The organism is Mycobacterium farcinogenes (assembly GCF_019739075.1).
Lineage (GTDB): Bacteria > Actinomycetota > Actinomycetes > Mycobacteriales > Mycobacteriaceae > Mycobacterium > Mycobacterium senegalense.
Map to the genome: position 1 here is coordinate 5,675,426 of NZ_CP081673.1, position 23,853 is coordinate 5,699,278.

Below are 23,853 nucleotides of genomic sequence, written 5' to 3' on the forward strand. Positions count from 1 at the left end.
CGGCTATTTGGCCTTACGCCGGGGACGCGCCAGCGCCATCTTGGTCAGCAGCTTGTTCATCCGGGCGATCGCCTTCTCGGAGTTGTTGTAGTAGCTGCCGCCGGCGCCCACACTGGTGCGCGGCACCACGACGGTCTCCTGCTTGCAGAACTTGCGTACGCCGTCGATGCCGCCGAAGCGCGCACCGATGCCCGAGGTCTTCCAGCCGCCCATCGGAGCCGTGGTGCACATCAGGTTGGAGATGACGTCGTTGACGTTGACGGCGCCGCAATCCAACTGGAGCGCAACGGCTTTGGCGCGCTCGACATCCTTGGAGAACACCGATGCGCTCAGGCCGTAGGGGCTGTCATTGGCCAGCCGGACGGCTTCGGAGACCGAGGACACCTTCATGATCGGCAGGGTCGGCCCGAAGGTCTCCTCCGTCATACAGGCCATCGAGTGGTCCACGTCGACGAGCACGGTCGGCTCGAAGAAGCTGCCCCCGCCCTCGGGGCGCTTGCCACCGGTCAGCGCCTTGGCGCCGGCTGCGACGGCCTCGTTGACGTGCCGCTCGGTGATCGCCACCTGGCTGTCGTCGATCTGGGAGCCGAAGTGGTAGCCCTCGCCGGTGCCCATCTTGAGGTTCTCGACGGCTTTCACGGCGGCCGCGACGAACTGGTCGTACACCGGCTCGAGCACGTAGACCCGCTCGACGGACACGCAGGTCTGGCCGGCGTTGAACATCGCGCCCCACACCGCGGCGTTGGCGGCCAGTTCGACGTCGGCGTCTTCCAGCACGATCATCGGGTCCTTGCCGCCGAGCTCCAGGCTCACCGGGGTGAGGCGGCGGGCGGCGCGCTCCATGACCTTGGCGCCGGTCGCGCTGGAGCCGGTGAACTGGATGTAGTCGGAGTTGTCGATGACGGCCTCGGACACCGCGCGGGCGCCCTGCGCCAACGCGAATACCTCGGGGGCACCGGAATCCAGCCAGCCGCGCAGCAGCACCTCGGCGGTCAGCGGGGTGCGCTCGGACGGCTTGAGCAGCACCGCGCACCCGGCGGCCAGGGCACCGATGGCGTCCATCATGGCGTTGGCCACCGGGTAGTTCCACGGCGCGATGATGCCGACGACGGGACGCGGACGGTAATGGACCGCGATCTTCTTGATCGACATGACGGGCAGCGCGGCCGGCCGGGAGTCCGGCGCCATCGCCTCCTCGACGACCTTGATGTAGTACGAGAGGATCATGATCAGCAGCGGGACCTCTTGTGCGGCATCCATGGCCGACTTGCCGGTCTCGGCGATCAGGAGCTTCTCGATCTCCTCGCGGTGGTCCCCCAACCACACCGCGTAGCGGGAGAGCACCTTGGCGCGGCCTTTCGCGCCGCGTGCCTCCCATTCCTTCTGGGCTTCCCGCAGCCCGGCCGCGATGCGCGGCACGTCGGCGGCATCGGTCCAGGTCACCTGGCCGGCGACGGCGCCGGTCGCGGGGTTGTGAATAGTGCCCGTACCCGTGAACTCCGCGGTCCGAGCTACATCTGGGGTCGCTGTCATGAGGCCTATGTTAATCACCGTTTGTGACCCACGTCGCACCGGGGTTGACACCTGTCAAGTGCGGGCGCGGGCCAGGTGGCGCCGACCGTGCACTCAGATCGCGAAATCACCCGAAATCGCGATCTACATGCACGCTCGACAACCAGATCAAATACGACGGCGTGTGACGACCCCTCACGTCGCCACACGCCGCCTCTCCCCCAAACTCAGTCTTCGGAGCTCGACTTCTTGGAGCCGAGCTTCTTGGCCGTGTTGCCTGCCGCTTCCCTGACCTTCTTCACGACGTTGCCCACGTTCGCCTTGGCCTTGGCCCGGCGTTCCTTGGCCCTGTCCTTGGCATCGTTGAGCGCGGTGTTGAGGCTGGTGACGTGCGGCTTGAGGGTGTTGACCTTCCCGCCGTCGTTGTCGTCATTCGCTGCCAACAACTGCGTGCGGCTGAACGTGTCGGCGCTGGAGTCGATCACGTTGCCCGTGTTGTCCACCTTGTCGCGGACGCCGAGGACGTTCGCCGCAGCCAACCGCACCTGATCCCGCGCACCGATCAGTTGCTTGTTGCGGAACTGCATGATCGCACCGTCGCCGTCCGGCGTCGTCGCATCACCGTTGGTCCCGCCGCCGAGCGATTCGGGCAGCGCTTGGGCCAGCCCCTCGATGGCCGGGTCCGCAGCCCACATCGGAGCATCGATGTACTCCTTGACCGCCTGGTAGACCGCAAGGTTGTCCCCACTCGCCACGGCCTGTGCGACGCCGAGCAGACCCACCGCGCCGAGCGCGGTGCCTTCGACGGTCCTGGTGGCCGACTCCAGCAATCCCTGCGCCAGGACCCAGGCATAGTTCGCATCCTGGTCGGGATCGACTCCCAGAGCCTCCGCGATTTGCGTCCGCGTGGCATTCGTGGCAGCCCAGAACTGCGTATCGCGCCAGATCTTGGCCGCTTCGCCGCCGCCGAACTCCTCCGGCAAGGTGTCACGGGCGATCTCGATCAGCGGATCGGCCACATACAGCGGCGCGTCGACGATCTGCCGGATTTGCATGTACACGCGGTCCGGGTCACCGCCGGCCACCTGCGCGGCGAGCACCAGCGGGAGCAGTGGCGCCTGCGCGAACTGCTCTGACACTCGCACCCCGAACTCGACCGCCAGTTCAGCCGTGTCCATGTTCTGGAGAACCGAGTACGACACCCCGGCCAGGCTCGTCTGAGCCTGGACGAGACGCGCCGGCGCCGGCGCTTGCGTGACGACCGGAGTGATGGCGATGACGCCTGCGGTGGCGGCGGCTACGCATGCGGTGAGGCCGCTGGAGACACGACTGTTCATTAACTGAGATCCCCTCGATGACTTGCTGTTTGGGCTGGCCGACGGCTCAGCCCGCGCAGAAAATTACCCTGCGCTCATCAAGATCTCAGCTTTTTCTCAGGTGCTCTCGACGCAGTATTTGCATAGGCAAATATCCGGCCCTCCTGCGCCATTGCCGCAAAGGGGTGAAAGTAGCCGTCCGCCCAGCTGGGCACGGATCTTGAAGTTTGCCGGATCATTCCGGTGCAGCGAAAAGCCTTGCGGAGCGCAACGGTAGGACAACCTGAATGATCAAGCGATTCTTGATAGTTAGAGGCAACCTCGGCTCACGATCACGCCCGACGACATCGCATGCGTTGCCGCTACGTGCAGATGCAGGGAACGGGCATGTGATCGCTCAGCGAATATCAGAAGGCGCGTTACTTATCGATGTCGACGGCTCGCCACTCCACAATGCAGCCAGACCCGCCACCGAGGTGCCCAGCAGGACACCACCGACGGTGTCGGTGAAGTAGTGAAAGGTCATCGACAGCCCGAATGTGCCGAGCACGACCACGCACACCGCGACCGCCAGCGCCCACAACCGCAGGCCTGCCACCACCACCAGCAGCGTCGTCACCGCCACCAGGAACGTGGTGTGCCCGCTGGGATAGGCCAGCGATCCCTCTTTCTCCCGGCCGAACAGCGGTTTGACCAGCCGCACGACCGTGATCGCCAAGATCGGGCTCACCACCATGGCGATCGCCAGCCGCTTGCGGTGTTGGCGGACCGCCACGATGACGCCGGCCAGCAACGCGGCCGCCACCAGGGGCGGCTTGGTGAACAGAAGCAAGACGTCCCGTCGCGGCCCCAGGTGGGCGCCGAGGTCTTGGAACCAGTCGTCGACGGGGACCGGCGCGCCATGCACCGCCCATCCGAGCAGCACCATGACGGCGAGGCCGATCAGCGGCCACCACCGGGCGATCAAGGGATGATGCCGCGCAGATAGGCCGCCTGGCCGAGGTGCTGTGCGCAATCGTCGATGATGCTGACCAACCGGGCGCTCGCCGTAACCGGCGGATCCCAGTGGGTGTCGACGATGCGGCCGAGCTCTTCGGCGGTCACCCCGGCGATGTAGGCCAGCATGGCCTTGTGCACCGCGAGGTAGTACCCCGCCAGCAGGTCGGCCGGGGCGTGCACCTTCGCGACGTCCTCCGGGCTGTGCCCGTAGCCGATGTCGTTGGCCGGCAGGTCGAGTCCGAAGCGGTCTTTCCAGCCGTCGCGCGTCCACACCTGCTCGATCCCGGCGATGTCACACAACTGCAGGTCCTGGCAGCGGGCGCTGTGCCAGATCAGCCACGCGATGCTGTTGGCGCGCGGGGTGGGGCGATAGCTCGACACCTCTTCGGTCAACCCGTCGGTGAGGTCATCGACGTGCTCGATGAGCCTGGTGAATGCGTCGCGCAGCAATTCTCGGACGGCATCGGAATCAGCGGCAGCCATGGCCTCGACGCTACTCGCGAACCGGCGAGTCTCGGTCCCGACTACGATCACGGGCATGCCGTTGAATGCCGGTGACGTGTTCGCCGGGTACACGATTCAACGTCTACTCGGTTCCGGCGGCATGGGCGAGGTCTACCTGGCCCAGCATCCGCGCCTTCCCCGCCAGGATGCGCTCAAGATCATGCCCGCCACGCTGACCGGTGACGCCCAGTACCGCGACCGGTTCAACCGTGAGGCCGACATCGCCGCATCGCTGTGGCACCCGCACATCGTCGGCCTGCACGATCGCGGTGAGTTCGAGGGGCAGCTGTGGATCGCGATGGACTACGTCGACGGCACCGACGCCGCTCGACACGTGCGCGAGCGGCACCCCGCCGGAATGCCCCTGGCCGAGGCGGTCGAAATCGTCACCGCCATCGCCGAAGCCCTCGACTACGCGCACCAGCGCAACCTGCTGCATCGCGACGTCAAACCCGCCAACATCCTGCTGACCAGCCCCGAAGCTGACCATCGTCGAATTCTGTTGGCCGACTTCGGTGTTGCCCGCCGCGTCGACGACATCAGCGGGATCACCGCCACCAACATGGCCGTGGGCTCGATGGCGTACTCGGCCCCCGAACAGCTCCTGGGACAGTCGATGGACGGGCGGGCCGACCAATATGCCTTGGCTGCCAGCGCCTTTCAGCTTCTGGCCGGGCATTCGCCGTTCCACCATTCCAATCCGGCCGTGGTCATCAGCAAGCAGCTCAATGAGCTCCCGCCCAGCCTGCGCAATGTGCGTCCTGAGTTGGCCCATCTGGACGAGGTGATGCTCAAGGGCATGGCCAAGGACCGCGAGGGCCGTTATGCGCGCTGCGTCGATTTCGCGAAGGCGCTCGCCGACGCCCGGGCCGGCAGCCCGGTCACGCAGCGCCCTCCGGCAGTGCCGCCGGTTGCTCCCCGACTGGTCTCGTCAGAGCCTCCTCGGGTGATCGCGGCCCCGGCCTTCAACCCGCCCGCTCCCCCGGTGGTCAGTGCACAACATCGGTCACCCCACTGGTCGGGGCCCAGCCCGATTCCACAACCGCGCAGTGTCCAGAAGCGCAGCCCGGCCAGGGTCGCGGTGCCGGCCGTGCTCGCGGTGTTGCTGGTGTGCGCGCTCGGCTTCGCGATAAGCCAGTTCGTCCGCGCCGCCCCGGCGCCGCGCACCACGCCGTCGTGGCAGCCGTACGTCGACGCGGCCCGGACCTTCGCCCTGCACAGCGTCACCGTCAGCGCCGACACCGCCGACAGCGATCTCGCGGCGATGATGGACGGGGCCACCGACAAGTTCCGTGCCGATCTGAAGAGCCAGGCGCCCGAGATCAAACGCAAAGCCCAGGAAATGGGTGTCAAAACCGAGGGAACGGTCACCGGGGCCGGTGTGGAATCGTTGTTCTCCGACGAGGCGGTCGTGCTCGTCACGGTCGACACGAAGGTCACCGTCACCAGCAATCGGGTCGGCGTGGTCTCGCTGCAACGGGTGCGGGTCACCGTCGAAAACGCCGATGGCGCCTACAAGGCCTCGAAGCTGGAGTTCGTGAACTGATGGGCACACGTACGCGAGGCTGGACGGTCCTGCTCGGTGCCCTGATCGCCGGCATCGTGGTGGCCATCGGTCTGGGTGCCTGGCAGCTGGCGGTCAAGAGCCGGCCGGCGCCGGCGCCCATCGCCGACGACGACCATGCGCGCGAGCAGATCACCGAGTTCGTGGCCGACAACGTGGTCAAGGTGCTGAGCTACAGCCCCACGACCAGCCGGTCCGACATCGACACCGTCACCGCGCTGCTGACCGGGTCGGCCGTCGACGAGTACCTCAAGACGATCCGCACGAAGGCGGACAACGTCACCCAGATCGCAACGGTCCGCAACACAGGTGTGGAGTCGCTGACCGTCGACGAGGCCAGTGTGGTGGCATTCGTCGACCAGAAAACCGAGACCGCAGGTGCCGACGCCCAGTCGACCAAGGATGCGCTGGCCTACCGGGTCAGCCTGACCCGTGTCGACGGCGACTGGCTGATCTCGGAATTGGAACCGCTCTAGCGCTTACTGCCCGGCGGGTGCCGCCCCGTGGAACACCGCCTCCACATTGTTGCCGTCCGGATCGCGGACGAAAGCCCCGAAGTAACCGGGGTGGTATTCGGGCCACAGCCGCGGCGCGTGCAGCGACTCGGCGCCCAGCTTGAGCGCGGCCTCGTAGAAAGCGGTGACAGCGTCGACGTCCGCGGCGTGGAACGCCACGTGGATCTCGCGGTTGGGGCCTTTGGCGTCGCCCGCGCTGGCGTCGGCGATCCAGAAATCCGGATGCCCTGCGGTGCCGTAGCCGATGGCCACGCCGTAATCGAGCTGCCGGCTATAGCCCAATACGCCCAGCACGGTGTCGTAGAACTCGGTGGCCTTGGGGAAATCGGTGCAGTTGATACCGAAGTGATCGATCACGTTCCGATCCTGGCACGCGCCGCCGACATGCGATGAATTTCGGCGCACCCCATAGGCATACACGGATCGCCGTCGTAGGTTAGTTAGATGAGCTATGACCTATGTATCCGGGGCGGCACCATCGTCGACGGCCTGGGCGGCGCCCCGTACGTGGGCGACGTCGCCGTGCGCGACGGCGTCATCGTGGCAGTGGGGTCCGCGCCCGAGCCGGCCGAACGTGAGATCGACGCCACCGGCCTGTTGGTCACCCCGGGCTTCGTCGATCTGCACACGCATTACGACGGCCAGGCCATCTGGTCGGACCGGCTCAACCCGTCCTCGGCGCACGGGGTCACCACGGCGGTGATGGGCAACTGCGGCGTCGGATTCGCGCCGTGCCGCCCCGACGATCACGATGTGCTCGTCGACGTGATGGCCGGTGTGGAGGACATCCCGGGCGTGGTCATGGTCGACGGCCTGCCGTGGACCTGGGAGACCTTCCCCGAGTTCCTCGACGCGCTGTCGTCGCGGCAGCTGGATATCGATGTGGCGGCGTTCCTGCCGCACTCCCCGCTGCGGGTGTACGTGATGGGCCGGCGCGGTGTCGACCGGGAACCGGCCACCACCGAGGATCTGGCGCTGATGCGCAAGCTCGCCGCCGAGGCCGTGCACTGCGGCGCGCTGGGATTCGCCTCATCGCGGCTGACCATCCACAAGACCGAGAGCGGCAAGCCGATTCCCAGTTACGACGCCGGCTATGCCGAGATCGAGGCGATTGCCCGAGGCGTCGACGACGCCGGCGGCGGCCTGATCCAGTTCGTGCCCGATCTGGTCGCCGGCGACTATGAGCCGGCGCTGCAGACGGTGTTCGACGTCGCCGCCGATGTCGGACTGCCGGTGACGTTCACCCTGGCGATCGGCAATGCCGGCCCGGCCTTCTTCGAGGACGCGCTGCGCATGGTGGAGAAAGCGAATGAAAACGCGGCAACAGCTGATCCCGTCGTGACTGCCCAGATCTTCCCGCGCCCGATCGGGCTGGTGCTCGGCCTCGAACTGTCCGGCAACCCGTTCGTGCTGTATCCGAGCTATCGCGAGATCGCCCACCTGCCCTTGGCCGAGCGGGTCGCCGAGATGCGTAAACCCGAAGTGCGCCAACGCATTCTGAGTGATTCGTCGGCCAGCGACGGGCATCCCCTGATGTTCGCCGTGCAGGCCTGGGACTACATGTATCCGCTGGGTGAGCAGCCCGACTACGAGCCCGACCCGTCGAACTCGATCGGTGCCCGGGCCCGAGCCCGCGGCGTCGACCCGCTCGAGGAGGCCTATGACCGCCTGCTCGACGACGACGGGCATGCCATGCTGCTGGTCACGCTGGCCAATTTCCGTGACAACTCGCTGGACACCGTCGCCGAGTTGATCCGGCGCGACGACGTCATCCTCGGCCTCGGTGACGGCGGGGCGCATTACGGCATGATCTGCGATGCCAGCTTCCCCACCTACCTGCTGACGCACTGGGTCCGCGACCGCGGCGCAGGCACGTTGAGCGTGGCCCAGGCGGTGCGGGAACTGACCTCGGTACCCGCTCGCGTCGCCGGGCTGGCCGATCGCGGTCGAATCGCCTTGGGCTACAAGGCTGATCTGAACGTCATCGACCATGCGGCGCTGCGGCTGCACCGGCCGGTCGTCGCCTACGACCTGCCCGGCGGCGGACGCCGGCTCGACCAGACGGCAGACGGATACGTCGCGACCGTCGTCTCCGGTGAGGTGATCGCCGAGAACGGCGTACCCACCGCTGCGCGCCCAGGCCGGCTGGTCCGTGGCCGGCAGCCGGCGCCGCCCGCATGAGCCGCGTCGCACCACTCGCCCCGCCGTGGAGCGAAGAGGATGCCGCGGGCATCCAAAGTTGGGGCCACCCCGACCGGACCTATGAGCCGCTGCTGCTGGTGCGCTGCCTTCAGCGGCATCCGAAGCTGGCGGCCAAGCTGCGCAAGCTCGGCGAGGCACTCTACGTCGACACGCTGCTGCCGCCGCGGGTGCGCACCATCGCGATCCTGCGGATCTGCGCCCTTGTCGGCTGCGCCTACGAATGGGGAGGACAGGCCGCGTTCTGGGGTCCGATCGCCGGGGTTTCCGACGCCGAGTGCGATGCCCTGGTCACCGGCGCCGACGCGGGCTGGTCGGCCGCCGAACGAGTGCTCATCGATGCAGTCGACGAGCTCGAACGGACCGGCTCATGGTCGGCGACGACGTGGGAAGCCTTGGGTGACGACCTCGATGAGGAACAACGGATGGAGCTGCTGATCGCCGTCGGCTGGTACCGGACCATCTGCACCCTGTGCAACGGCCTGGACCTGCCGGTCGAGGCGTGGATGCGGCCCTGGCCTGGTTCAGCAGTTTGATCGATCGCACCGCGATCAGCGGGCTGATCGGTCCCGGCGCAGCGCCGGGTGTTGTTTGGCCAGCATCGGTAACAACAACCGGTTGGGCATCAACTGCGCCAGCCGGGTGCTGACCCGGCTGGGCGCACCGGCGATCACGTCAGCCTTGTCGTGTGCCAGCGCGTCGAGCCCTACCCGCGCCACGTCGCGGGCCGGCATCCAGAGGAATTTGGGGAACGCGGCGGCGAAGGCACGTTCGTCCATCCCCGCGGATTTGAGGAACTCGGTGCGCACCGGGCCCGGGTGCAGCGTCGTCGCCGTGACACCGGTTCCGGCCAGTTCGGCGCGCAGACCCTCGGTGTAGTTGCGAACGAACGCTTTTGTAGCCGCGTACCCGGCCTGCCCCGGGAAAGGGTGAAAGCCGGCCGTGGAGCCCACATTGAGGATGGCGCCGCTTCCACGCGGCACCATCAACGCCACGGCCCGGGTGCACAGGTCGATCACCGCTTCGACGTTCACCCGCACCTGGGCGATCTCAGCGTCCGGGGTGGAGCGGGTCACCGCGCCCATGGTGCCGATACCGGCGTTGTTGACCAGGATGTCCACCGTCAGCCCGCGGCGCTCGACCTCGTCGAAAAGCGTTGCCCGGGCCTGCGAGTCGGCGACGTCGCACGGAATCACCTCGACCCGCACCCCGGACAGTTCGGCCGCGAGCTCGGCCAGCTTGTCGGCACGGCGGGCCACCAAGGTGACTCCGTATCCCCGGGAGGCCAACTCCCGGGCCAGCTCCGCGCCGATCCCCGACGAGGCGCCGGTGACGACGGCGGTGCTGGTGGATGAGGGCGGTGGCAGTGACATGAGGTTGAACGTACCCGCCGCGGTTCACCTCGCGGGGCGGCAATCGCCACCAGTCCGTCGAGGTCGGGCCCGCCGCGGCCCGGACCGGCCTATTCTCACGTCATGAGCGTGAAAGTGGATCTCAACCAGCTGGCCGACAAGCTGGCGGACTACACGTTCGCCTACCTCGTCACGGTCGACGACAACTACCACGCACACACCGTCGCGGTGGAGCCACACCTGGTCAACGGCATCATCCATGTCGGGCCGGTCGGCGGGCACACCCGCAGAAACCTCGCCTCCCACGAACACGCCACGCTGGTCTGTCCGCCGCGTCAGCCCGGCGGGTATTCACTGATCGTCGACGGGCGGGGCCAGGCCGGCACTACCGGGGACGAGACACATGAGATCGTGCCCAGCCGCGCGGTGCTGCATCGCAAGGCAACCAAGCCGGGCCCGCCCGGCCAGTGCGACAGCGACTGCATCGTGTTGTCGGAGAACTGACGCCGCGAACGCCCGCTGTCACTCCCGATCGGAACCACTGGCGTTGGTGTCTTCGAGCACTCGCTTGATCACCTCGCCCGGGTCACCCTGTCCCGGATTCAGCTGGTGCGTGGCCAGCCCGTCCGATTCAATCGCGATACGGTCCGCGCCGACGGTGTCCGGCGTCGGGTCGGCTTTGGCCTCACCGGTGCCCTGACCGTTCTCACCGTTCTGACCCTGCTGGCCTGGGCCCTGCTCGCCCTGACCTTGCTGACCTGGGCCTTGCTGACCTGGGCCTTGGCCGTTTTGCCCTTGGTCGCCTTGGCCGTTTTGTCCCTGGTCGCCTTGGCCCTGCCCTTGGCTGTTCTGCCCCTGGCCGTTTTGCCCCTCGCCGCCTTGTCCTTGGCCCTGGTCGCCTTGGCCCTGGCCCTGGTCACCGCCGCCGCCGCCACCGCCGCCTTGGCCACCATCGGGCGATTCGGGGTCCTTCAATTTGTCCTCGAGCCGCTGTTCGGTCTCGTTGAGGTGCGTGCGGCGCTCTTCGTCGGGTTCGGTCGTGGTGTCGAAGCAACCGCCGGGCGCCTCTTGCGTCACCTTCAGCGCCTCGGTCCAGAGCGACTTCGCCTCGTCGCGGTGCTTGTCGGCGTTCTTGAGATCGCCGAGGGTCTCCAGAACCACTTCGAGATTGATTCGCACCGGGCATGATCGGGCCTGGCTGACCAGAGACAGCGATTTCTTGAATTCCGATTCGGCCTCGGCCAGTTTCCCTTCCAGCACATAACGGTCGCCCTCGGCGAAATAGGGTTTGTAGGAGTCGATTACGTTGAGCGACTTGAGCGTCCGCACATCGTCGGCCAAGCCGTAGGAGTCGTACGCCAGATAGTCGGATCTGGCGGAATTGCCATAGCCGACCATCGTGATCAGTTTGACGGCGATCGCCACGAGCAGCACGGCCGGCAGAATCGAGAACACGATGAGCCGTCGTCGCAGCACCTTGCGGCTCGGTCCCTGCGAGAAGTACGCGCCGATCCTGTTGAGCACCAACCGGAACGCCGGAATGCCACGTCCGCTCGACATCATGTGTCCCGCCCGGTCCGGCGGGAGACCCGGTATTCTCGCGCCATCGCGAACAGCTCATAAAACATCAACAGCATCGCGATCGCCGTGAAAATCCAGTAGAACTCGGTGCGGTCGCCCGGCATCGAAACTTCCTGCTGCACCGCTGTCGAGGACCCCCCGTCCACCGCGGGGATGATCGTGGACGTCGAGTCGCCGAGCCCACGGTGGAAGTACGGTACGTGCAGTTGCTCGGCCACGGTCCGCAGCGAGGCTTCGTCCAGCGGCGAAAGGAACTGTCCGCCACCACTTGCCGGGTCCGGGAAGTAGGTGACCTCCCCGTTGGCCGCGATCTTGCTGGCCACCGGCCCGCCGGCCGGTGTGCCGTATCCCAGCACCGCGCCGCCGGCCACCAGCTCCGACGGGACGTCGAAGGCGGTCGCGTCGCGCTTCGAGATCCCTGCGCCCTCGCCGAGATAGAAGACCAGGTTGTTCGAGCCCGGATACTGCTGGGCGGCCAGCTCCAGCTGACGCTTCAGTTGATCGGCCGCAGCCCCCACGTCCACCTGGTAGACCGAGTCGAATTCCGATTCGTATGCCGAGTAGTTCTTGAGCAGCGCGCGCAGGCTCCAGACGTCGTCGGACAGCGGCCAATCGACCCTGGCTTTGGTCGCGAACGAGGTTATCGAGAAACGTCCGGACGGGTATTGGTCGACGATCGCCTGCATGTCAGTGCGGATCCCGGCCATCCGAAACTGGTTGTTGCCGAAGTCTTCTGCCCGGGAGTTGAGCGATCGGTCGACCACGAAGAACACGTTCACGTTGCTGTTGGCAGCGGCGTCGGCGGCGGCCTGGTTCACCGGGTGGGTGTCGGCCTCGACCCCGGGCCTCACCGCGGCGGCGAACAAGCACACGATCACCAGCGTCAACAGACTCCACCGCACGACGACCTTGCGCTGGCTCTCTTTCCCCACGACCACCAGCACCCGGTACAGCGTGTACATCCGCAGTACCAGCGTCAGCGCCGCCAGCAAGAGGAAAATCCACCAGGCCAGGACGGGCTCGAATGTCATCGCCGCACCCCCGCGAGGCTGACGGCGAAGACGATCACGATTGCCAGCCCGATTGTGAGCACCAGGTTCGGGCGGTCGCGCAACTGCTGGACCATGATCGTCCCGTCCGAAGCTGTCAGGACCGGCGGATGTGATCGGATGTCGTCGAGGTGGCTGCGTAGCGCCTTGTCCAGCGAATCCTGGTCACCGTGCGGGGTTCCGCCGTCGGCTTCTGCGGCGGTGACATAGCTGATGAAGCGTCCACCGGTGGCCTCGGCGATATCGCTGAGGCCACCGCTGGCGTCGAGGGTCGAACTCGTCAACACGTTGACCTGGATTCCCGATGAGCGGGCCAGGTTCGTCAGCTCATCGTCGGAGAAGATCGGCGTTGCCGCCGGAGCGGCCGGGCCCATGTAGATCACCGACCGCCGGGCGTCCGACGGCTTGCCGACTCCGGGAAAACCCTTCATACACATGGCAAGTGCGTCGTTGACGGTGAGTTGGTAGTCCGTATAGCTGACGGTCCTGCCGAGTTCGTATTGGGCGCGTTGCAGGACGGCGGCGTCCTCCGGCGTGGGGTTCTGCTCGGACCGCAGCCGCTCCAGGCTGGCGTACCGGCCGAGTACCTCCTCAAGAAAGGGGTAGTCCCGGGTCAGCGGGATCACCCGGCTGGCACGGGAGGTGAGGCCGAGCCGTTGCGAGTCGAAACCTGCGGCCTGGCCGGCGAAGTAGGACAGCAACACGGACGCGTCGTGGGACGCCGGATCGTCCTGCAGACACAGCATCACATCCTCTGGATGTGCGCGATTGACCTCAGCGGCGGTGGCCTGGGAGCTGACCGGGCGGGCCGTCGCGACGATGGCGCACATCAGCACGGCGACCGTGGTGACTGCGATGGCCGTCAACAGGATTCGGTAACGGCGGTAGGCCCGCGCATACTCGGGCATCTCGGTCAGCCGACCGACCCACGCCAACGGACGCAACCGTCGTGGTTGCCGGCGCATCGGCCACAGGAACGCGGCCAGCACGATGGCGCCGAGCGCCACCAGGCCGACGATCACCACCCATCCCCACCTCAGCTCCATGACTGGATCGTGCTCCGCACCTGGGCTGCCGTAGCAGCGACGTCCGGATTGTCTTCGAGCTCGAACTGTTTCGAGTACAGCGCCGACACGGCCGGTGCCGCCGCCGCCGCGGCACTACCGGCCACCTCACCCAGCGCCATGTACGGCGCAGCGACGCCGGTCTGGAGGTAGATGAAGTTCCGCAGTATCCGGCTCATCGCGGTGTATGCCTGACGGGAGGTGAGCTCTCCGGCGTGGTAGCGGTCGCTGATCCTGCCGATCGCGGTGCCGAATTTTCGTCGCAGCACCCGTGCACTGATGTCCCGGATCACCGGGATGCCGCGCAACCGTTCCACCGGAAGCGTCCACACCACCACCCCGACGAACCACCCGATGACCACCAGGATCAGCAGCACGCCCAGCACCAGCCATCCCACCGAATACGGCAGCGGCGCAACGATCCACTTCAGATAGTCATTTGCCACGGCTGGCCTTCTTCAGCATCAGGGTGACGGCGCCGAACAGCTCTCCGCTCGCGGAGACCCGGGCGCACGGGATTGCCGAACTGTCGACGTATTCGGCGAACGCGGCCTCCCGTTTCGCCTCGGCCCGACGGTATGCCTCCAGCACCCGAGGGCCGAGAATCTCCTCGCGCAGCAATGTTCTACCGCTTTCGACGTCATACCCTTCGCCGCCGAACGCCGGTACGCCGATCAGCGGCGCATCCCGCACGGTGATCCAGTAGACGTCGTGGCGAGCTCCGACCTTGCGGAACTGCTCGGCCAGCCGCGGTGAGACGTCAGGTTCGTCGGAGATCACGAAGACGATGTGGCGACGTCGGAAATGCTGCTGCACGTAATCCAATTGGGTGGCAAGCTCGCTGCGAGCGCTGTCGGCCACCTGATGTCGGTTGACCCGCTCCAGGATGTGCTCGAGGTGTGCCTCACCGCGCCGGTTCGGCATGTGCGCCGAACCGGTGGCGTCGCCGTACACCAGCCCCATCTCGTCGCCCTTGCTGATCGCGATCAGCCCCACCAGACCGAGCGCGTTGAGGATCACCCGCTGTTTGACCTCACCGCCGGCGGCCAGTGCGAGCATGTTCCGGCCGAGGTCGACGACCATCAGCACCCGTTGCTGCCGGTAGGAGACGAAACGCTTGACCAGCACGTCGGTCGAGCGCGCCGAGGCCTTCCAGTCGATGTCGCGGACGTCGTCGCCCGGGATGTAAGGGCGCAGGTCGTCGAACTCTAGGCTGCGCCCGTGGAACATCGAGCGATGCTCGCCTTCGAGAAGGCCACGGGACACCCCGCTCGGACCGGACAGCCGGTTACCGGCGAGGGTCTGTGCCTTCACCTCCTGCAGTAGCACTCCCATAGCGGCTACGGAGTTCGCACTACCTGAATGATGTTGTCTATCAAGACTTCCGGGGTGACATTTTGGGCCACCGCCTCGAATCCGAGAATCAGCCGATGCCGCAGGATCCGATGTGCGAGAGCCTTGATGTCATCAGGCAGCACATGATTGCGTCCCGACAGCAGCGCGAGAGCACGCGCGGCCTTGCAGAAGGCGATGGTCGCTCGCGGGCTGGCGCCGTATTCGATGAGCCGAGCCAGGTTCGGCGGAAGGAACTGCTGCGGAGTACGTGTCACCGCAACGATCTGGGTTATGTAGTTGACGATCGCGGGGTCGAGGTAAACCCGTCGGACCACGTCGCGGATATAGAGAATGTCGTCCAGCGAGGCCACCGCCGCGGTGCGGCGGTTGGTGTAGACCCCCGCGTCGATCCGGAAGACCATCTCCGACTCCTCCTGGGGCGTCGGGTAGGTCAGGATCTCCTTGAACATGAACCGGTCCATCTGGGCTTCCGGCAGCGGGTAGGTGCCCTCCTGGTCCACCGGGTTCTGGGTGGCGAGCACCAGGAACGGTTCGGGGATCTTGTAGACCTCACCGGCGATACTGGTCTGGCGTTCCTCCATCGCCTCCAGCATGGCGCTCTGGGTTTTCGCGCTGGACCGGTTGATCTCGTCGAGCAGCACGATATTGGCGTGTACCGGCCCCAACTGGGTGTGGAAGGCACCCCGGGAAGCGTCGAAGATCTGGGTCCCGATGATGTCACTGGGAAGCAGGTCGGGGGTGCACTGAATGCGCCGGAAGTTGGCCTGCACCGCATCGGCGACCGCCCGCGCGGCTGTGGTCTTGGCAAGTCCCGGAACGCTTTCCAGCAGGACGTGCCCTCCGGTGAGCAGACCGATCAGCAGGCTCTGCTGCAATCCGCTCTGGCCCACCACCTTGGCGGCGAAGGCGTTGGACAAAGCACCGACCACCCCGCGCGCCCGGTCGATCTCCTCTCGGGTGGGCTGGGGCGCCCGCTGAGGCGGCATGGTGACGCTCATTTGCCGGCCCATTTCACTGTCAACGGTTCCTGGGTCATGTCGATCTGCCCCACCATCGGGACGAGTGGCGTGCCCTGCATGGGGGTGCCGTCGGTACTGTTGGCGGTGAGCTTCCACTCCGCCGTCCCCATCACCCGCAGGCCCATGTCGAGCGACATGAAGGTGTATTGCAGGCCGCTGAGGTCAGCGGGCGCCTCCCAGTGCGCGGTACCGTCCACCAACATCGGGTTGGGGACGCTCTGCGGGCATCCAGGGGGTGAGAGCTGCGTGGACTTCGCACATTCGGCGATCGCGTCGGCGACCGCCTTCTTGGCCGCCTCCGACCCGGCGTCGCTCAACTGCACCTGCAGCCCGGCAGGTATGGCGACCCCCTGAGCCACCAGGCCCTCCAGTAGCACCGGCCGCTGCGCCGTCACCGAGAGGTACTTGTTCGCCGAACCCAGCTCCAGCCAACCGGGAAATACGTAGACCACCGATGAACCCGAGATGGGTTTGCCGAAAAGCGATACCGGCGGTGCGGGCAGGGGCTGGCCGGTCACCGGGTTGGTGGTCAGGGCGCTCGCGGTGAGGTTGATCTTGGCGGCCGCCCCGGACAGCTTCCAGCCGCCGTCCTGCTTCTTCACCATCAGCGTCTGGTCGGAGGTCTGGTCGCCGAAGTTGGCCACTACGTGTACCTGCGCCATGTCACCGGTCTCGTTGGCGTTGAGGATGCGGATGTTCGTGATGGGCCACTTCGCGATCTGCTGCTTCAAGACGTCGTCGGTGAGGAAATCCTTCGACGCAGGCTGATCGGAACCGAATGCCAACGCGGCGTTGGCATCTCCCTTCGACAAAGCATCCAGGTAGCCCTTGACCGCGTCGGTGGCCGTGCTGGCGCCGCCACCACCGATACCACCGGCGCCGCCACCCGAGAACGAGACGATGCCCACCACGACGGCCACGATCAGCAGCACCGCACCGGTGGCGCCGGCCGTGATGAGCAACGCCTTCTTGTTGCGACGCGGCGCGGGTACCGGTGTGGGAAACCCGATCTGGGGATTGTGGAAGTCGCGCTGCAATGGGCCGCGCCAGTCACCCTGCGGCGGGCCCTGGGGCACCTGCGGCGCAGGGGGCGGGGGCGCGTCGAACCCGAGCGGTCCGGGCTGGGGTGCAGCGCCGGGCGCAGGCGCGCCCCACTGCGGCGGCGGGGGCAGCGGCGCTTGCCGGTAGCCGGAATTCTGGGGCGTATGGTCGTCGACGGGGTTGGGCCCGCCGAACGGCGAATGCGGCGGATGAGTCACGCAGCAAACCTGCACGCGCGGAACGTCAACAATTCGATCTCCCCCCGAAAACAACCCACGAACGCGATCAGCGCCCGCACCGTATCACGGGAATCTCACCCGACCGGTCACGGGTTTGCCCGCGCACCCGCGGAGTGCGGACGAGCAAACCCACCGCCCGGCCCGACGAAAAATCCCCGGCGTGCGTGAGCACGCCGGGGATTTCCCGTGTAGTTCTCGCCGAAGCAGCAGGACTTCTAGAAGTCCATGCCGCCCATGCCACCGGTCGGGTCGGCCGCGGGGGCCGCCTTCTCCGGCTTGTCGGCGACGACGGCCTCGGTGGTGAGGAACAGCGCCGCGATGGACGCCGCGTTCTGCAGCGCCGAGCGGGTGACCTTCACCGGGTCGGCGACGCCGGCCTTGAGCAGGTCCTCGTACTCACCGGTGGCGGCGTTCAGGCCGGTGCCGGCGGGCGAGTTGGTGACCTTCTCGGCGACGACGCCGGGCTCCAGGCCACCGTTGAAGGCGATCTGCTTCAGCGGGGCCGACAGCGCGACGCGCACGATGTTGGCGCCGGTCGCCTCGTCACCGGTGAGCTGCAGCTCCTCCAGCGACGGAGCCGACTGCAGCAGGGCCACGCCGCCACCGGCGACGATGCCCTCTTCGACGGCAGCCTTCGCGTTGCGGACGGCGTCCTCGATGCGGTGCTTGCGCTCCTTGAGCTCCACCTCGGTGGCAGCGCCGGCCTTGATCACCGCAACACCGCCGGCCAGCTTGGCCAGGCGCTCCTGCAGCTTCTCGCGGTCGTAGTCGGAGTCGCTGTTCTCGATCTCGGCACGGATCTGGGCCACGCGACCGGCGATGGCGTCGCTGTCGCCGGCGCCCTCGACGATGGTGGTCTCATCCTTGGTGACGACGACCTTGCGGGCCTGACCCAGCAGCGCGACATCGGCGGTCTCCAGCGAGAGGCCGACCTCTTCGCTGATGACCTGGCCACCGGTGAGGATGGCGATGTCCTGCAGCATGGCCTTGCGGCGGTCACCGAAGCCCGGAGCCTTGACGGCCACAGACTTGAAGGTGCCACGGATCTTGTTGACCACCAGGGTCGACAGGGCTTCGCCCTCGACGTCCTCGGCGATGATCAGCAGCGGCTTGCCCGACTGGATGACCTTCTCCAGCAGCGGCAGCAGGTCCTTGACGGTCGAGACCTTGGAGCTGACCAGCAGGATGTAGGGATCCTCCAGGACGGCTTCCTGACGCTCGGCGTCGGTCACGAAGTAACCCGAGATGTAGCCCTTGTCGAAGCGCATACCCTCGGTGAGCTCCAGCTGCAGGCCGAAGGTGTTGCTCTCCTCGACGGTGATGACACCCTCGTTGCCGACCTTGTCCATGGCCTCGGCGATCAGGTCACCGATGGACTGGTCACCGGCGGAGATACCGGCGGTGGCAGCGATCTGCTCCTTGGTCTCCACCTCCTTGGCGCTCTTGAGCAGCGTCTCGGTGACCTTCTCGACGGCCTTCTCGATGCCGCGCTTCAGGCCGAGCGGGTTGGCGCCGGCAGCGACGTTGCGCAGACCTTCACGAACCAGGGCCTGGGCCAGAACGGTGGCGGTGGTGGTGCCGTCACCCGCGACGTCGTCAGTCTTCTTGGCGACTTCCTTGACCAGCTCAGCGCCGATCTTCTCGTACGGGTCCTCCAGCTCGATCTCCTTGGCGATGGACACACCATCGTTGGTGATCGTGGGGGCGCCCCACTTCTTCTCCAGGACGACGTTGCGACCCTTGGGGCCCAGCGTCACCTTTACCGCGTCGGCGAGGCTGTTCAGGCCCCGCTCAAGGCCGCGACGGGCCTCTTCGTCATACGCAATTGTCTTAGCCATTGCGAAGTGATTCCTCCGGATAGGGGATCGCACGTTGTGTGGTCAGGTTCAGTGCCCGCGACGGACGACTGGGGTGTGCTCCCGCAGGTGCGGCCCCGGTCTCACCGTCCCGACCTAGCACTCACTGATCGAGAGTGCCAACTGCATTCTTAGCACTCGACCATGCCGAGTGCAAGGTTGTCTGACGCTTGCTCCCGCCCTCGGCTTACGCGCCTGGCGAAAGCCCGCTGACTCTAGGGTTCCTCCGGGCTTCCTCTGGGCTTTGCGCCGCCGGTTTCTACCTCAGGGTCGTGCCCGCCGCGTGCTGGCGACCCCCACGTGGAAATCGGCGATGGCCGACGAGGCTGCCGTGAATTTCCCGAGCTGACGCGGCCTCGAGCTGTGGCAGAGTTCTGGCCCGAGGGGGTAGCCGAGTGAGCGACGAGACGAGCAGCGCCGACGACGCGCCTTCGCGGCTCAGCCTGGTTTTGGTCTTGGTCGCCATGAGCGTCGGGCTGGGCGTCGGCTCAGCAGCTCTGAGTGCGTATGCGTTTTTGATGCGAGTCCCTGACGGCCTGAGCTCCGACCGCCTCGGGCCGGTCACCGGTTTGCTCCTCGGCTCCTTGGTTGCCGTCATTGCCGTTGCGTCGCTGCTAATTCTCCAAGCTGCCCGTGTCCTTGCCGGGATGCGCATAGCCGTGCAGATCGCGTGGATCGCCACGGGGATTGCCGCTGTGACAGCGTGGTCGCACCTGAGCACAGTCGTCACCGACCGGGCGAAGCTCATCTCCGGTCCGGGCTCCCACCCCGCGATCGCGGCGGGACAGACGTCGTGGCTGCTGCTGGCCATGGCTGCAACGCTCCTGTCGGCGGCTGCGGTCGCGGCTCGTCGACGCGAAACGCCCGTTCCTTGGGCGGTTTTAGGAGGCGCGACGGCGGTCGGTCTGGTTGTCGCCCTCGTCGCCGGCGTCACTGTGATGACGCTGAGCGGCCGTAGCGCCAATGCGACGACCGCCGCAGCCGTCGCGACCCCTGAGACGCCGACGACGATCGGCACCCACGTCGCGTACACAGTTGTGGACAACAGCGCCGAGTTCGTTCTGCCCGCTGGTCCCGGATTCGTTCTGCCCGCCGGTGGCGCCATTGTGGGCCACGATGGGCCAACAGGCTCAGAGCGCTGGCGTTTCCCGGTAGCGCTGTTTCCGACGGACTGCAAGCTCACATATCTGAAATCGACGGGCATTGCCGAAAACGCGGTGGTGCTTGCCGAATGCCGCCGCAACACCGCCTTCCTCGACTCTGGTAACAACGAGTACGGCACAGACCCTTTCCTTGTCGGTCTCGACGCCATGACCGGCGCTGTTCTGTGGAGTCTCGACCGCGGTTGGGCCCTGAAAGGTCCGACCCTCTTACCGGCTGGCGTGGCACCGGTGCGGCGCGGTGACGACATCGGGGTCCTTGATCCTCGTACGGGCGAGCTGCGCTGGCAGCAGCCGATCGACGACGATGCGCGATGCGATCCGCGAGAGACAATCTACGCACTGCCCCGTGCAATCGCCTACGCGGCGAAGTGCGGGAATGCCGACACGATGCATGTCCTCGATGCGAACACAGGCGCTGCTCGCACCATCGACCTCACTTTCGTGGCCAACCAGCCCACCGATCTTGCCTTCGATGCGGTGGCCGCAGACGGCAACGTGATCGTGGTCAGAGTCGACGGGTTTGACGACGGCGCCGACCCATTGCTCGCAGTCCACACCGACACAGGCCGGGTCGAAACCATTCTGTCCGACGGCGGCGTGCGCGCATACGACGTCTTCTCGGCGCGGGACGGCCAATACCCAGGGCCTGTCTTGCAACTCGATGCCCGCGTGCGAACTGATGAGTCCGTCAACCTGTACCGCGTGGCTGAGGGCGCAACCATTCATGCGCCAGGTGTTAATACCTCCGATCGCGACACGTACACCGCGCAGCACTGGGCACAGATCGGCGATCAGATGGTGACCGCCGCTGCTCAAGACGAGGAAGACCATTGGACGCTTGTCGTGGTAAATCCTGACGGCACATCGACATCGAGGCCGTCGCCGTGCGGCGTCGACATCGGTGGGCTCGTTCCAGTCCCTGGCGCCATTTTGCTGCTGTGCCAACGTAATAGCCGGACCTCCGGCAGCGTCGACGAGATCCACGTGCTCGGCATGCGTTGACCTTTACCGGATCTCGTCAGCCTGCAGTCCGCCCCGTCGGTGACACGAACTGCCAGCCCGCCGCCTGCATCGCGGGGATCGCCTCGGCGAATCCCGCATGCGTGCCCGACTGCGGATGGTTCATGTGTGCGATCACGATCGAACCGGGCGCAGCGTTCATCACGTTGGCGCGCACGGCGGCCGCCGACGCCGTCGCACCGTTGTCGGCGTTGACACTGAACCCCAACGGTTGCTCGCCGAGCTCATGCACGATCTCGACGGCCACGTCGTCGTAGTGTGCGGTACCGGGTCGAAACCAGGTCGGGGGCCGGCCGGTCAGCGCAGTCAGCCGCTGATGGTTGCCCCACACCTCGTTGACCACCTCATCGGCCGAGCGCGTCCCCGCGATGCCGTACGCCGAGCGGCCCGTCACTGACAGCGGCACGTGACGGGTGCCGTGGTTGCCGATCTCGAACAACGGATTGGCCGCCAATTGCCGGGCCCGGTCGGGGTTGCGGTCGATCCATCTCGAGTTGAGCATGAGCACCGCCGGCACACCGTTGTGCTGCAAGGTGTCGAGCAGCGCGTCATCGCAGGCACCGTCGCAGGCGTCGAACGTCAGGGCGATCTGGCGGCCGGCGGCAGCGAAGGATGTGGTGATTCCGGGCAGTGCCATCCCCCACTGCGTGGCCGTCCGCCTCTTGGTGAGCACCGCGACCGACGGCGCATCGACGGCATTGGGGTCGGCGTGCGCGGTCGGCACACCGGCCCGCAGCGCGTATCCGGCGGCGATCGAACCGACGGCCGTCGCCGCCAGGAATGAACGCCGGTTGATCACATGCCGGACGGTAAGCGCGGTTCTTGAGGGCCAACCGGTGGATCAGCTGTGGGTTGACTGCGGAAGCCGCGCCTCGCCTTGTCGCCGGTTCCTACCGCGTGGCTGCCGTCGGAGCGTTTAGGCGACCTCCACGCAGGAAGCGACGCCGCAACGAGCAGAGGCCAGGCCTCAATTCCCCAACTGATACTTCTTCACGGCCGCCGCATAGTCATCAAGCAAGCGTAGGGACTCATCCTTGCCCACCGACGGCAGGAAGAGCCCCAGTTGGTCAAAGCCGAGATCCTCTGCGGCGCGCCAATAGTCGACTTTGACGGGTGTGCCGAACATCATCAACGGTACGTCCTCGGCCCCGCCGTCGCGCATCTGGCCGATCCGCTTGGCCAGCTCGTCTCTGGGCAGCGGGTTCGAAATCCAGCCTGCGCCATGGCGAATCACGCGTTTGACGGTGGCATCGGAGTTTCCGCCGACATAGATCGGCGGATGTGGTTGCCGGACCGGTTTGGGACGGCAGTAGGACGAATCGAAGTTGACGTACTTGCCGTGGTATTCGGCGGGCTCGTCGGTCCACAGCGCCTTGACTGCCTCGATGCTCTCGTCCAGCAGTGCGCCACGGGTTTTCGGGGCGGTGCCGTGGTCGCGCATCTCCTCCAGATTCCAGCCCGCGCCGACGCCGAGCACGAACCGACCGTCAGAGATGAGATCGATGCTCGCGGATTCTTTGGCGGTGTGGATCGGGTCGCGTTGGATCAGTAACGCGACGCCGGTGACGAGGTCGATCGTCGACGTCACTGCCGCCGCGGCGGCAAGGGTGACGAACGGGTCGAGCGTGTTGTAGTACCACGCGGGCAGGTCACCGCCACTCGGATACGGCGACTCGCGACTGACGGGGATGTGGCTGTGCTCTGCCACGATGAGCGAGGCGAACCCCCGCTCCTCGATCGCGAGAGCCAGCGACACCGGATCAATGCTGTCGTCGTCGACGAAGGTGGCGATGCCGAACTTCATGCCGCTGACGCTACTCCGGCTGGGCCGGCTCGAGGCCGGTGCTAACGGCGACGCCACTCACCTCAGCGGCGCCACGGGCAACGAGGGCAGCGGCGGGATCGGCACCGGATCAGCCCGAGATGAAATGCAGCGTCGTCACTGTCGCCCTCTCGCCCGTAGCCCGTCGAACACCACCGACGTGACCCGCTCGGCTACGTCGTCGTTGTAACTCTGCATGGCCTGGCACCCGACCAGGAGCGCTTTCACTTCGGGCACGGTGACGTCGGGGCGCACCGTCCCCGCTCGTTGCGCCGAGGCCAGGAGTTCACCGAGCACTGCCAAGTAGTCGCCCTCGGCTTCGGGCATCACAGCGTTCACGTCGATCCCTGAGCCGGCAAGTGCGTCGACCAGCCCGCGGTCGGCCGCACCCCACTGCAGCACCATCGACCGAAGGAAGTCGAAGAGTCCTTCGTCGGGATTGGCTTCGAGCAGTGTCCGCGCTTCTTCCACGACGCCGCGGATCCGCTCGGCGATCACCGCCTGGAACAACGCCTCCTTGGTGGGGAAATGCCGGTAGACGGTCCCGGCTCCGACGCCGGCCCGCCGCGCGATCTCGTCGATGGGCACCGACAGGCCATCGGCCGCGAACGTTTCGTAGGCGACCTCCAGCACCCGGGCGCGATTCCGGGCCGCATCCGCACGCATTCGCGATCACCTCACC

23 protein-coding genes are annotated in these 23,853 nt (G+C 66.6%); 6 read left to right on the forward strand and 17 right to left on the reverse strand.

From position 1 onward, the window contains the following. Positions 1-3 precede the first annotated feature (3 nt). From K6L26_RS27115 to K6L26_RS27130, 4 genes are all read right to left on the reverse strand, one after another. Entirely contained in the window at positions 4-1,533 is a 1,530-nt protein-coding gene (locus K6L26_RS27115) for an aldehyde dehydrogenase family protein (protein ID WP_036389348.1), read from the reverse strand. 206 nt (positions 1,534-1,739) lie between these two features. Next, positions 1,740-2,849 (reverse strand): hypothetical protein, encoded by a 1,110-nt coding sequence (locus tag K6L26_RS27120; protein ID WP_019343732.1) that lies wholly within the window; start codon positions 2,847-2,849, stop codon positions 1,740-1,742. Between the two features lie 376 nt (positions 2,850-3,225). Continuing rightward, entirely contained in the window at positions 3,226-3,795 is a 570-nt protein-coding gene (locus tag K6L26_RS27125) for a phosphatase PAP2 family protein (protein ID WP_081281663.1), read from the reverse strand. After that, positions 3,792-4,310 carry a mycothiol transferase gene (locus tag K6L26_RS27130; RefSeq protein ID WP_221852128.1) on the reverse strand — a complete coding sequence of 173 codons (519 nt, stop codon included), beginning with the start codon at positions 4,308-4,310 and terminating at the stop codon, positions 3,792-3,794. The genes K6L26_RS27125 and K6L26_RS27130 overlap by 4 nt, the downstream gene beginning before the upstream one ends. 55 nt (positions 4,311-4,365) lie before the next feature. On the opposite strand from K6L26_RS27130, the gene K6L26_RS27135 reads away from it, so the two are divergent. After that, entirely contained in the window at positions 4,366-5,877 is a 1,512-nt protein-coding gene (locus K6L26_RS27135) for a serine/threonine-protein kinase (protein ID WP_221852129.1), read from the forward strand. Then, a complete protein-coding gene (locus K6L26_RS27140; RefSeq protein ID WP_085141935.1) occupies positions 5,877-6,371 on the forward strand; it encodes a hypothetical protein in 495 nt (164 codons plus the stop codon). Before K6L26_RS27135 ends, K6L26_RS27140 begins: the two co-directional genes overlap by 1 nt. A 3-nt stretch (positions 6,372-6,374) precedes the next feature. Here K6L26_RS27140 and K6L26_RS27145 read toward each other — a convergent pair whose 3' ends face one another. Then, positions 6,375-6,767, reverse strand: a complete 393-nt coding sequence (locus K6L26_RS27145) for a VOC family protein (protein ID WP_019343736.1) — start codon at positions 6,765-6,767, stop codon at positions 6,375-6,377. Positions 6,768-6,854: 87 nt separating this feature from the next. Between K6L26_RS27145 and K6L26_RS27150 the strand changes: the two genes are divergently transcribed. Together K6L26_RS27150 and K6L26_RS27155 are read left to right on the forward strand one after the other, a co-directional pair. Further along, on the forward strand, positions 6,855-8,591 hold the full coding sequence (locus K6L26_RS27150) for an N-acyl-D-amino-acid deacylase family protein (RefSeq protein WP_019343737.1): 1,737 nt from the start codon (positions 6,855-6,857) through the stop codon (positions 8,589-8,591). Then, positions 8,588-9,145 carry a carboxymuconolactone decarboxylase family protein gene (locus K6L26_RS27155; RefSeq protein WP_221852131.1) on the forward strand — a complete coding sequence of 186 codons (558 nt, stop codon included), beginning with the start codon at positions 8,588-8,590 and terminating at the stop codon, positions 9,143-9,145. Before K6L26_RS27150 ends, K6L26_RS27155 begins: the two co-directional genes overlap by 4 nt. A gap of 15 nt (positions 9,146-9,160) precedes the next feature. Here K6L26_RS27155 and K6L26_RS27160 read toward each other — a convergent pair whose 3' ends face one another. After that, positions 9,161-9,982, reverse strand: a complete 822-nt coding sequence (locus tag K6L26_RS27160; protein WP_064895795.1) for an SDR family NAD(P)-dependent oxidoreductase — start codon at positions 9,980-9,982, stop codon at positions 9,161-9,163. Positions 9,983-10,084: 102 nt separating this feature from the next. Between K6L26_RS27160 and K6L26_RS27165 the strand changes: the two genes are divergently transcribed. Next, positions 10,085-10,465 (forward strand): hypothetical protein, encoded by a 381-nt coding sequence (locus K6L26_RS27165; RefSeq protein ID WP_019343740.1) that lies wholly within the window; start codon positions 10,085-10,087, stop codon positions 10,463-10,465. Between the two features lie 18 nt (positions 10,466-10,483). On the opposite strand, the gene K6L26_RS27170 is transcribed toward K6L26_RS27165, so the two are convergent. From K6L26_RS27170 to groL, 8 genes are all read right to left on the reverse strand, one after another. Further along, positions 10,484-11,521 carry a hypothetical protein gene (locus K6L26_RS27170; RefSeq protein WP_221852133.1) on the reverse strand — a complete coding sequence of 346 codons (1,038 nt, stop codon included), beginning with the start codon at positions 11,519-11,521 and terminating at the stop codon, positions 10,484-10,486. After that, positions 11,521-12,573: a vWA domain-containing protein gene (locus K6L26_RS27175; RefSeq protein WP_085141943.1), complete on the reverse strand. Its 1,053-nt coding sequence runs from the start codon at positions 12,571-12,573 to the stop codon at positions 11,521-11,523. Before K6L26_RS27175 ends, K6L26_RS27170 begins: the two co-directional genes overlap by 1 nt. Continuing rightward, complete coding sequence (locus K6L26_RS27180; protein WP_064895800.1) at positions 12,570-13,637, reverse strand: hypothetical protein; 1,068 nt, start codon at positions 13,635-13,637, stop codon at positions 12,570-12,572. Before K6L26_RS27180 ends, K6L26_RS27175 begins: the two co-directional genes overlap by 4 nt. Next, positions 13,628-14,101 (reverse strand): hypothetical protein, encoded by a 474-nt coding sequence (locus K6L26_RS27185; RefSeq protein ID WP_085141945.1) that lies wholly within the window; start codon positions 14,099-14,101, stop codon positions 13,628-13,630. Before K6L26_RS27185 ends, K6L26_RS27180 begins: the two co-directional genes overlap by 10 nt. Further along, positions 14,091-14,990, reverse strand: a complete 900-nt coding sequence (locus K6L26_RS27190) for a DUF58 domain-containing protein (protein WP_221852135.1) — start codon at positions 14,988-14,990, stop codon at positions 14,091-14,093. Before K6L26_RS27190 ends, K6L26_RS27185 begins: the two co-directional genes overlap by 11 nt. 5 nt (positions 14,991-14,995) lie before the next feature. Continuing rightward, positions 14,996-15,997, reverse strand: a complete 1,002-nt coding sequence (locus tag K6L26_RS27195) for an AAA family ATPase (protein ID WP_221853482.1) — start codon at positions 15,995-15,997, stop codon at positions 14,996-14,998. Positions 15,998-16,005: 8 nt separating this feature from the next. Further along, positions 16,006-17,289 (reverse strand): Rv0361 family membrane protein, encoded by a 1,284-nt coding sequence (locus K6L26_RS27200; protein WP_221852137.1) that lies wholly within the window; start codon positions 17,287-17,289, stop codon positions 16,006-16,008. Between the two features lie 236 nt (positions 17,290-17,525). After that, positions 17,526-19,148: a chaperonin GroEL gene (gene groL, locus K6L26_RS27205; RefSeq protein WP_036389365.1), complete on the reverse strand. Its 1,623-nt coding sequence runs from the start codon at positions 19,146-19,148 to the stop codon at positions 17,526-17,528. A gap of 413 nt (positions 19,149-19,561) precedes the next feature. Between groL and K6L26_RS27210 the strand changes: the two genes are divergently transcribed. Next, the gene (locus K6L26_RS27210) at positions 19,562-21,331 is read left to right on the forward strand and encodes a PQQ-binding-like beta-propeller repeat protein (RefSeq protein ID WP_221852139.1); all 1,770 of its coding nucleotides are present in this window, start codon (positions 19,562-19,564) and stop codon (positions 21,329-21,331) included. Positions 21,332-21,347: 16 nt separating this feature from the next. Here the strand turns inward: K6L26_RS27210 and K6L26_RS27215 are convergent, their stop codons facing one another. From K6L26_RS27215 to K6L26_RS27225, 3 genes are all read right to left on the reverse strand, one after another. Continuing rightward, positions 21,348-22,148, reverse strand: coding sequence for a polysaccharide deacetylase family protein (locus K6L26_RS27215; protein ID WP_221852141.1), 801 nt, complete (start codon positions 22,146-22,148; stop codon positions 21,348-21,350). A gap of 168 nt (positions 22,149-22,316) precedes the next feature. Beyond that, complete coding sequence (locus K6L26_RS27220) at positions 22,317-23,153, reverse strand: LLM class F420-dependent oxidoreductase (RefSeq protein WP_221852142.1); 837 nt, start codon at positions 23,151-23,153, stop codon at positions 22,317-22,319. 135 nt (positions 23,154-23,288) lie between these two features. Continuing rightward, complete coding sequence (locus K6L26_RS27225) at positions 23,289-23,837, reverse strand: TetR/AcrR family transcriptional regulator (protein ID WP_036389371.1); 549 nt, start codon at positions 23,835-23,837, stop codon at positions 23,289-23,291. Between the last annotated feature and the right edge of the window lie 16 nt (positions 23,838-23,853).

Bases quoted from the DNA above. Each gene is read 5' to 3' on its own strand.
- K6L26_RS27115 (WP_036389348.1), bottom strand. From the start codon at position 1,533: ATGACAGCGACCCCAGATGTAGCTCGGACCGCGGAGTTCACGGGTACG.
- K6L26_RS27130 (WP_221852128.1), bottom strand. From the start codon at position 4,310: ATGGCTGCCGCTGATTCCGATGCCGTCCGAGAATTGCTGCGCGACGCA.
- groL (WP_036389365.1), bottom strand. From the start codon at position 19,148: ATGGCTAAGACAATTGCGTATGACGAAGAGGCCCGTCGCGGCCTTGAG.
- K6L26_RS27165 (WP_019343740.1), top strand. From the start codon at position 10,085: ATGAGCGTGAAAGTGGATCTCAACCAGCTGGCCGACAAGCTGGCGGAC.
- K6L26_RS27195 (WP_221853482.1), bottom strand. From the start codon at position 15,997: ATGCCGCCTCAGCGGGCGCCCCAGCCCACCCGAGAGGAGATCGACCGG.
- K6L26_RS27175 (WP_085141943.1), bottom strand. From the start codon at position 12,573: ATGACATTCGAGCCCGTCCTGGCCTGGTGGATTTTCCTCTTGCTGGCG.
- K6L26_RS27180 (WP_064895800.1), bottom strand. From the start codon at position 13,637: ATGGAGCTGAGGTGGGGATGGGTGGTGATCGTCGGCCTGGTGGCGCTC.
- K6L26_RS27170 (WP_221852133.1), bottom strand. From the start codon at position 11,521: ATGTCGAGCGGACGTGGCATTCCGGCGTTCCGGTTGGTGCTCAACAGG.
- K6L26_RS27160 (WP_064895795.1), bottom strand. From the start codon at position 9,982: ATGTCACTGCCACCGCCCTCATCCACCAGCACCGCCGTCGTCACCGGC.
- K6L26_RS27190 (WP_221852135.1), bottom strand. From the start codon at position 14,990: ATGGGAGTGCTACTGCAGGAGGTGAAGGCACAGACCCTCGCCGGTAAC.
- K6L26_RS27220 (WP_221852142.1), bottom strand. From the start codon at position 23,153: ATGAAGTTCGGCATCGCCACCTTCGTCGACGACGACAGCATTGATCCG.
- K6L26_RS27225 (WP_036389371.1), bottom strand. From the start codon at position 23,837: ATGCGTGCGGATGCGGCCCGGAATCGCGCCCGGGTGCTGGAGGTCGCC.
- K6L26_RS27150 (WP_019343737.1), top strand. From the start codon at position 6,855: ATGAGCTATGACCTATGTATCCGGGGCGGCACCATCGTCGACGGCCTG.
- K6L26_RS27140 (WP_085141935.1), top strand. From the start codon at position 5,877: ATGGGCACACGTACGCGAGGCTGGACGGTCCTGCTCGGTGCCCTGATC.
- K6L26_RS27135 (WP_221852129.1), top strand. From the start codon at position 4,366: ATGCCGTTGAATGCCGGTGACGTGTTCGCCGGGTACACGATTCAACGT.
- K6L26_RS27120 (WP_019343732.1), bottom strand. From the start codon at position 2,849: ATGAACAGTCGTGTCTCCAGCGGCCTCACCGCATGCGTAGCCGCCGCC.
- K6L26_RS27155 (WP_221852131.1), top strand. From the start codon at position 8,588: ATGAGCCGCGTCGCACCACTCGCCCCGCCGTGGAGCGAAGAGGATGCC.